Source organism: Paracoccus sp. 08 (genome assembly GCF_024105395.1).
GTDB lineage: Bacteria > Pseudomonadota > Alphaproteobacteria > Rhodobacterales > Rhodobacteraceae > Paracoccus > Paracoccus marcusii.
This window is the reverse complement of the sequence record NZ_WEKR01000005.1, coordinates 168,853-176,128: the sequence shown is the minus strand read 5'-3', so window position 1 is coordinate 176,128 and position 7,276 is coordinate 168,853. Positions and strand designations below refer to the sequence as shown.

Below are 7,276 nucleotides of genomic sequence, written 5' to 3'. Positions count from 1 at the left end.
TCCGACGCTGAGCGTTTCTTTCCTGGTCTGGTGGCCCTAGCGCGAGCAAAACACCCGATCCCATCCCGAACTCGGCCGTTAAGTGCCGCTGCGCCGATGGTACTGCGTCTTAAGACGTGGGAGAGTAGGTCACCGCCAGACCTGGTAAGAAACGCAATATCTCTCTGATACGATGAAACAAACCCGATCAGGACAACCTTGGCGCGGGGTAGAGCAGCCCGGTAGCTCGTCAGGCTCATAACCTGAAGGCCGCAGGTTCAAATCCTGCCCCCGCAACCAGATTCCTTAAATATATCAGACGCTTAGAGCCCGACTTAAACAGTCGGTTTTTGCGTTGCTAATTCTTGTCAACACCTGGTCAACGTTTTACGAGGCCCCCTTCGACGGTGCGGATAATCGTCGCCCGAGCCAACCTTCACTTCGGAAGATCCTCCCGAAACCGGTCCATCTGGTGCATCCGCTCGTGCAGGATCGTCACGATGCCGACGTCCCCGTTCGACAGTCGCCGCCAGTACACGAAATGATGGACATGCCGGAAGTAGAAGCCTTCGACCCCGAACTCGGCCGGGATGGGGCGTGACGCGACGCCATGGCTTTCTATCTGGTCAAACGCCGCGAAGAGGTCGGTGAGGTACCGATCCGCTTGCTCGATCCCCCAACGTTCGCGGGTGTAACGGTAGATCTCGTCAAGCCGCAGCGATGCGGCCTCCTGGACGCGAACGACCACGTCGTCAGCCCCGGTTCCGGGCGATCACCTCGGCGGCGGTCAACGGGCGATAGCTTTCCTCTGGCGCTGCAAAAGCACGCGACAGCTCAGCCTTCAGACGATCAAACGCCTCCCGCTCCGCCCTCTCTTTGTCGCGGCGGATTAGGTCGCGCACGTACTCGCTGATGTTCTCGTAGGAACCGTTCTCGCCGACGTTCGACGCCACGAACTCGCTCAGCGCACCGCTGATGCGGACAGTCATCGTCGTGGTCTGGGACATAGTGGCCTCCGTCTAGTTGTATTCAATATAAGCAATAATGAAGACGGTAGCAAGATGCAGTCCGAACCGAAGCAGGGAACCAGCCCGTCCGGGAAAGCCTGGCCGTCAAGATGCTATGACGGTGGAATATTTTCGCCACCCACGCAAAAGTAGTAAGCTCTGCGTCCGAAGTTGCTTCCGTAGAAGTTCCTGGAAGCGCTCGTTTGTGGCGCGATGCGAAAAAATCCGATATCTAGGGGCTATCAGGGCGGACGCAGCGAAGTGCCATCGAAAGTCCGTCCAGGTTGGCGGCAATGCCCTTGTCAGTTCGGCTTCTGCTTCAAAGGTAGGTAAAGCATGGTTCCGGAGCTGAAGCTCTTTTTCACAGATTACCCTCGGCAGATCCTCGAAATGCAGGGGATGAGTCCAGCCGAGTTGCCTGCGGGCCTGATGGATCAGTTATTGGACTATCGGGAGCGCTCTCTCGCCATCCTTGATGACGCCCAGGTCTTCCGGATCGATATCGATGCCTACTGGATGATGAGCGAGCTTGTGAACGAGATGAAGCGGGAAGGGCTGGACGAGCTATTCTCTCAGGTTCAGCTGCCATTTCCGACCATGATTATCATGCCACCTCTCCTGGGGACGGATGGGATCATGCGACAGAATGACGGCTCGGTCTTCGGGCTCGTCGCGCAGGTCGGGGAAGAGATCTACACTCAGCGTTTCGCCATTCGCCAAAACACCGTCGGCCCAAGCGCCTGCTGCATGATCACCAAGGGCATGGGCGCCTCGGCCGTACCGACGCCCACCCAAAAGCTGTTCCAAGCTGTGGGCATGCCGGTTTCGGATGGCATGATCGATGATGAACTCGCCATGAATCGAAGCTTCCTTGGCTCGGCCGTAGCGATAGCCACCCTGCTGCGCCATGATGGCATGCTTGATGCGCAGCAGGTGTCGCTCCACCCACGGCATGAGAGACGCCAGGCTGAGCGGTCCGGCAAGGCGCTACCTGACACGCTCATCACGAAAATCAGCCTCGGCAAGGCGGGGCGCGGCCAAGTCGAGGCCATGAAGTACGAAACGTCTACTGTTGGCCGTAAAGGCATCCCTCGAAGGACCCATTGGGTCAGGGGTCACTATATGAAAAGCAGGTCTGGCAAGCTCGTCTGGCGCATGCCCCATCTTCGCGGAGCCGGACCGCTGGTCCCCCAGCTGCGGCATGTGACTAGCCCAGTCTTAGCCGGAAGCTTAACGACAACTCCCCAAGGCAATGATACTGAGTGAGATGTTTGAGAGGCTTCGCACCAATGACATATCTTGTGGAATGTGATCAGGGACTTAACGATTTGGCGACGGGGCTTTTCCGTGTCTTCGCCCAGTTTGAATATTGTCTGAAGGTAACAGGCCACTGCGTGGCTAGCAGTGGCGACGCCGCTAATCCCGACTGGACGCGCTTTGCCCGTGAACTGCCTCCCCTGACAGGATCGGCCGATCCGGGCGTTGCGGAAGCCATTTCCTACGTGCTTGGCAATCCTCCGAAAAAGCAGGTCTACGCGAACAATGTCCTTCAATGGCGCGTTGTTGCTCCACAGGCGGAGAACGAAAACGACCTCATACTACTGTACGTAAGACGCTTCCGAAACAACCTGTTTCACGGGGGCAAGTTCAACGGGCGCTTCTTCGATCCCGAGCGGAGCACCGAATTGCTGAAGCATTCCATCACGGTTCTGATGGCGGCGATTATAATGTCGCCCGTTATGTTGGAAGCCTACGAGAACAGAACCGACTAATGACCTGAGGGCGCTGCAGGCACCTTGCCTTACCAGCCGCCTATTTCGTTATTCAGCATCCGCACCTGTGCTTCGCGGAGTTCTTCCATCGTCTGGATCGTCGGATTGATCTGGAGCTCATACATTGGGAGCTGCCATCGCTCATGCAGGGTGCCCACGTCCCTATCCTCTGCGCTATCGGGGATCAGACCTGCAGCCTCCATCTGCTCCAGCGTTGCCTGAGTCAGTGCTTTGGCTATGCGCGGGGTTTGTTCGTCGGAGAACCGAGTCCCGCTCCATACGGATGCGATAACTCGCAGACCGGCGAGGCTAAGCATCCCGAGCCGATGCATGGCATTGATAACGCGCAGCGCATCCGATTCTTCGGGCCCGAACAGCGACGGACGGGTTCGCGGTTCATGCCAAGCGAGTTCGCCATCGTCATGTAACTGAATATCCGCGTACAGTGCGCTTTCGCGTTCGTGCACCGGACCGCCCGGCAGAATATACTCCCCGGCGAAGCCCTCCAGGGTGTGCTCCTCACATTCTGTTTGCACATAGCGCTAGAGTTGGCCAACGTTCATAGGCTTCCAACTCGTCGCCTTCGCGTAGACGAGCCGCGCTAGGTGATCATAGAACCATCGCATCAGCTTCCCGATGTGCTGATTTACTTGGGCAGGGGGGCAGCGGACAATGTCCAATAAGATCAGAATCTTTGCTGCTTCTTCATCCGCGAAGCTGACCATCACATCTTCTTCCCGAGGACGGTCGCGGAGGTGGGCGGCAGCATCCTGAAACCCCTGCGAACTGGCCAACAGGATAGGAAGGCCTTCAGCGATGAACGCTAGCCGGTCCTCGTGCCGCATCTGACACAATCTTCGCCCCTGTCTGAGGCCAATGTCGGGTCTTTTTGCCATCCTTCCTGCATAACAGGAAGCTGACTCAACCTGCGAGAAGGAATCGTGCCGAAATCACGCAGGGCTGTGAGACCTCCTCAATAGAGGCGCAGATAGATCTTCTTTCTGCGCATAGCTGTCTTTCATGTTCGCTGCAGCGAACGTCCGTGTCGTGCCCTTAGCTGCACGTTCGCGCCTGGTCGCGTAGCACAGCGTAGTCGCCGAGCATCCTGACGATTACGGCCCCTTCCGGCAGTGCATCGACCTCGTCTGCGGCCCGTGCCTGATCTTCAGCCGTGTAGCCGACTACCGGCGGGCAGGGCGCGCGGGTGTCAGAACCTGCCATCGCGCAACCGGTCAGCCAGAGCGTCACGATCAGCAGGGCGACGGGCGGCGGCTTCGAGCATCTGGCGGTGGACGGCATCGTTTCGCTCTCTTGCATCAAGCAGTTCGGCGGCACGCCCGGCGCGCTCGCCTGCGCGGCGGAGGTTCAGCAGGAACAACAGGATCGCTGCTGCGGTGAGGATGAGGCCCAGCGCTCTTCGCGCCGGGCCATGGGTCAGAAGCCAGCCGATCACCGCTGGCCCCGTTTCCAGTCGTCGAGCCGGGCGTGGATGGTGACGGCGATGCCGATCAGCGCGATGGCGATCAGCACCCAGCGCAGCGTGTCGAGGTAGGGCACCAGCGGCTGGATCGTTGACTGGGTTTCCGCAAGGACGTCCTGCAGCACTTCCACCCCGGCCGCGCCGACGGTGGCCGCCCCAGCCGCGCCGCCACCGCGCAGCGTGCGGCTTTCCGACAGGATTTCGCGCGCGGGCGGCAGTTCCGGGGCGAAGGGCACCGCGCGCGTCGCAAAAGGATCGCCCCAAGACCGGGCAGGACCAAGGTCGATGTGCATGAAGCCCGAGCGGGGGTAATAGCCGAACCCCAGGAACCCGACCGCCCGCGCCGCCGCCTCGAAGGCTGCGGGATCGTGGTTCGACATGGCGATGTCGAAGGCCGTGCCCTGCATGTGTTTCGAGGCAGGGGCCCCGCCGACGGCTCGGTTGTGTTCCGGGCTGCGATAGGCCGAGCGCACGATCAGCGGTTTGCCCAGCCGGTCTCGCAGGGCCTGCAGTTTGTCCATGGCCTCGGTGTTGATCTTGATCGCGCCGGTACCGCGACAGGCAATCTCGGCGGCCGAGAAGTTCGGCCAGCGCCAGGCAGTCGCGGGCACATCGCGCCAGTGGGGGTAAGTCAGGGTCGGCATGGTGGATCCTCCAGATGAAAAAACCCGCCCCCGCGCGGCAAGGCCGCGCAGACCTTAGGTTCTGGCGGGCATTGCCCGCCGGGGGCGGGGGATGTGGTCGTGGTGGTGTGGTCGCCAGGCGGTCAGTCGGATCGGCCGCGCTGGAAGGCGTCGAAGAGCATGTCCCGCATCGAGCGGATGTCGGTCTCGATCCGGTCGAGGCGGTCGCCATCGACCTTGCGATCTTCGCTGCGCTGCTTGTCGGTGCGGTCTCGTTCGGTAATGAGTTCCCGGTCGAGCCGGTCCAGCAGGGCCTCGTTGGTGAAGGCCTTGCGCGTGATCGCCGCGATCAAGGCCATGGTGCCGCCGATCAGGGCAGTCAGCGCGGCGGTGATCCCGTGGTCCCGAAAGGCCCGCGCGACCTCCCCGGCAAGAGTGGTCTGGTCGTTCATGATGGTCCTTTCATTGCGGCAGGCCGCGGTTGGTCAGAAGTCGGTTTCCAGGTAGACCCCGGCGCAGTCGTAGGCGACGGCGGCGGCCGTCGCCCCGGTGTTCATGAACAGCCGCGGCGACAGGAATTGCGTTGCGGCGGGCAGATCGGCGGTGATCTCCTGCTCGAAGACCGCGCCGGAGACCTCGTCCACCACCCGCACCCAGACTGAACTGCCGTTTGGCGGCGCAGCGATGAACAGCGTCAGCACACCGCCAGTCGCGATGGCGAAACTCGCACCCATGTCGGTCAGTGTCGGTGCGCCAGTGCCGTCGTTGGCCACGAGTTGCCAGCGTGTGTGGGTTCCGCGCTGGAAGCCGATACCGATGCAATTGATGGCTGCGGCCAGCGTCAGGGTGGCGGCCAGCGCGGCGGTCGATCCATAGAGGCCGAAGAAGCTCATGCCGGTCGCCTGCAGGGTCGTGAGCGAAATCCGCGTGACGAAGGTCCAGCCGCCTAAGCCCGCCGCGTTCCCGCGCCAGCAGGCCCAGCCTGCGGATCGCTGGTCGGCGACCGAGTCCACGACCGCCGCCGAGGTCAGACGCCAGCGGCGCATGCTGGCGGCAAGGTTCGTGGCTGCGAGGGTCGGGTGGGAGACCGTGCCGACCGAGGTGATCGGCAAGCCTTCGGTCGTGATCGTGGTGCTGACGGAGGGGGACCAGTTGGCGATGCGGTTCACCCCAAAATGCGGCTGGAGTGGAAAGTCCCGGCCGGAAGGGCGCATCACGTCGATCCATGGCGCGCCTGCGCGGTTGCGGGCGTAGACCGATGCCTTGCCGGTGGGCGGCGGCGATGGCGCAGCGCTGAGACCGGGCAGGACCGTCGGCTGCTGCAGTTCCACCTGACCACTGGTCCGGTCGATCCGGATCGCATCGAAGAAGGCCGACCCGTCCGGGCTGACCTTGAAGCTGAAATCGTCATTGCCCAAGAGACCGATCAGGGCACGGGCCGAGAAGCCGGTCTTGAAGGCGAAGGCAGCGTCACTCCCGGCGGCAGCCTTGTTCACAGTGGCTTCGATGCCCGCGCCTGCGTTATTCAACAGCATGGCCGGTGTGTTCACAGACAGCCGGTTGTAGCTATCGGCCGTCGCCCCGCCGAGGCCCAGAAGCTGCGCTGTCAGGTTCGCCTGCGGCATGCCGACCTGCGTGACCGCATTGGCGAAGGKCACGGTCGGCGTGTTGATGACAGTCGTACCGCCCGCCCCGGCGGTGGCCGAGCCGATGTTGACGACCGTGGTCGATCCGGACGCGCCGCCGGTGCCGAGGTTCACGGTCTTGGTCACGCCCGTGGTCGTGGCCCCGGTGCCAATCCCATAGGTGGCAGTCGTCGTTGCCGTGCCGATCGAGGCGCTGGCCGCCGAGACAGTGACGGTCCCGGACACCGTCAGAGTCCCCGAAAACGTCTTGTTGCCGGTGAAGGTCTGGGTGCCCGCCAGGATCGCCAGTTCCGAAGACGTGTTCGGCAGCGTGTAGCTGCGGGTCGTGCCGGTGCTGATGCCGGACAGCGAGAACACCGCCTTCTTCGTGGGATCGGCGTCGTTCACGAGGCWGAAGACRGCATCCGAGATGTCGCTCGGCTCGCCCATGACCTCCCAGGCGCTGCCGGTCCAGACAAGGAAGAGGCCCTCGGCCGCGACCCACACGAGCCAGCCGGTGCGCGGCACCAGCCGGATCCATGCGCCGTCGATCCAGAAGGCGATGTTCAGATCCCACCCGGCCCAGGGGCCTGTTGCGCCCGAGGCCACCAGATGGCGGTTCCCGTCGGCCGGGCTGGCGGGGGGCGCGGTGCGTGTGCGGTCGAGGACAGAGAGCTGCACCATGGCATCGAGCAGTCGCAGCGCCTCGTTGTGGGTGACATGCTTCTGGGCTTGGGCGGCCAGAAGATACGGCAGGCCCAGATGGGTTGTGGTGTCGGACATGGGAAAT

General features: G+C 62.4%; 10 protein-coding genes, 1 tRNA gene and 1 rRNA gene. 4 read left to right on the top strand and 8 right to left on the bottom strand.

All coding sequences use genetic code 11. The features are described 5' to 3' along the window. Nucleotides 1-26 precede the first annotated feature (26 nt). Nucleotides 27-141: ribosomal RNA gene (rrf, locus tag GBO37_RS03045) — 5S ribosomal RNA — on the top strand. Between the two features lie 61 nt (nucleotides 142-202). Continuing rightward, nucleotides 203-279: transfer RNA gene (locus GBO37_RS03040), tRNA-Met, on the top strand. Nucleotides 280-415: 136 nt separating this feature from the next. Here GBO37_RS03040 and GBO37_RS03035 read toward each other — a convergent pair. Together GBO37_RS03035 and GBO37_RS03030 are read right to left on the bottom strand one after the other, a co-directional pair. After that, complete coding sequence (locus tag GBO37_RS03035; protein WP_028720912.1) at nucleotides 416-727, bottom strand: type II toxin-antitoxin system RelE/ParE family toxin; 312 nt, start codon at nucleotides 725-727, stop codon at nucleotides 416-418. Between the two features lie 4 nt (nucleotides 728-731). Continuing rightward, nucleotides 732-986 carry an addiction module antitoxin gene (locus tag GBO37_RS03030; RefSeq protein WP_028720911.1) on the bottom strand — a complete coding sequence of 85 codons (255 nt, stop codon included), beginning with the start codon at nucleotides 984-986 and terminating at the stop codon, nucleotides 732-734. Nucleotides 987-1,322: 336 nt separating this feature from the next. On the opposite strand from GBO37_RS03030, the gene GBO37_RS03025 reads away from it, so the two are divergent. Both GBO37_RS03025 and GBO37_RS03020 read left to right on the top strand, forming a co-directional pair. Beyond that, nucleotides 1,323-2,252 carry a hypothetical protein gene (locus GBO37_RS03025; RefSeq protein WP_252927113.1) on the top strand — a complete coding sequence of 310 codons (930 nt, stop codon included), beginning with the start codon at nucleotides 1,323-1,325 and terminating at the stop codon, nucleotides 2,250-2,252. Between the two features lie 23 nt (nucleotides 2,253-2,275). After that, a complete protein-coding gene (locus GBO37_RS03020) occupies nucleotides 2,276-2,758 on the top strand; it encodes a hypothetical protein (RefSeq protein ID WP_252927111.1) in 483 nt (160 codons plus the stop codon). 29 nt (nucleotides 2,759-2,787) lie between these two features. Here the strand turns inward: GBO37_RS03020 and GBO37_RS03015 are convergent, their stop codons facing one another. From GBO37_RS03015 to GBO37_RS02985, 6 genes are all read right to left on the bottom strand, one after another. Further along, on the bottom strand, nucleotides 2,788-3,225 hold the full coding sequence (locus GBO37_RS03015) for a hypothetical protein (protein ID WP_252927110.1): 438 nt from the start codon (nucleotides 3,223-3,225) through the stop codon (nucleotides 2,788-2,790). Nucleotides 3,226-3,300: 75 nt separating this feature from the next. Then, nucleotides 3,301-3,603, bottom strand: coding sequence for a hypothetical protein (locus GBO37_RS03010; protein WP_252927109.1), 303 nt, complete (start codon nucleotides 3,601-3,603; stop codon nucleotides 3,301-3,303). Between the two features lie 362 nt (nucleotides 3,604-3,965). Further along, on the bottom strand, nucleotides 3,966-4,211 hold the full coding sequence (locus tag GBO37_RS03000; protein ID WP_371927458.1) for a hypothetical protein: 246 nt from the start codon (nucleotides 4,209-4,211) through the stop codon (nucleotides 3,966-3,968). Continuing rightward, nucleotides 4,208-4,882, bottom strand: coding sequence for a D-Ala-D-Ala carboxypeptidase family metallohydrolase (locus GBO37_RS02995; RefSeq protein WP_252927107.1), 675 nt, complete (start codon nucleotides 4,880-4,882; stop codon nucleotides 4,208-4,210). Before GBO37_RS02995 ends, GBO37_RS03000 begins: the two co-directional genes overlap by 4 nt. 122 nt (nucleotides 4,883-5,004) lie before the next feature. Next, nucleotides 5,005-5,313: a hypothetical protein gene (locus GBO37_RS02990; RefSeq protein ID WP_068767754.1), complete on the bottom strand. Its 309-nt coding sequence runs from the start codon at nucleotides 5,311-5,313 to the stop codon at nucleotides 5,005-5,007. A gap of 33 nt (nucleotides 5,314-5,346) precedes the next feature. Further along, a complete protein-coding gene (locus tag GBO37_RS02985; RefSeq protein ID WP_252927105.1) occupies nucleotides 5,347-7,269 on the bottom strand; it encodes a DUF2793 domain-containing protein in 1,923 nt (640 codons plus the stop codon). Nucleotides 7,270-7,276: the final 7 nt, after the last annotated feature.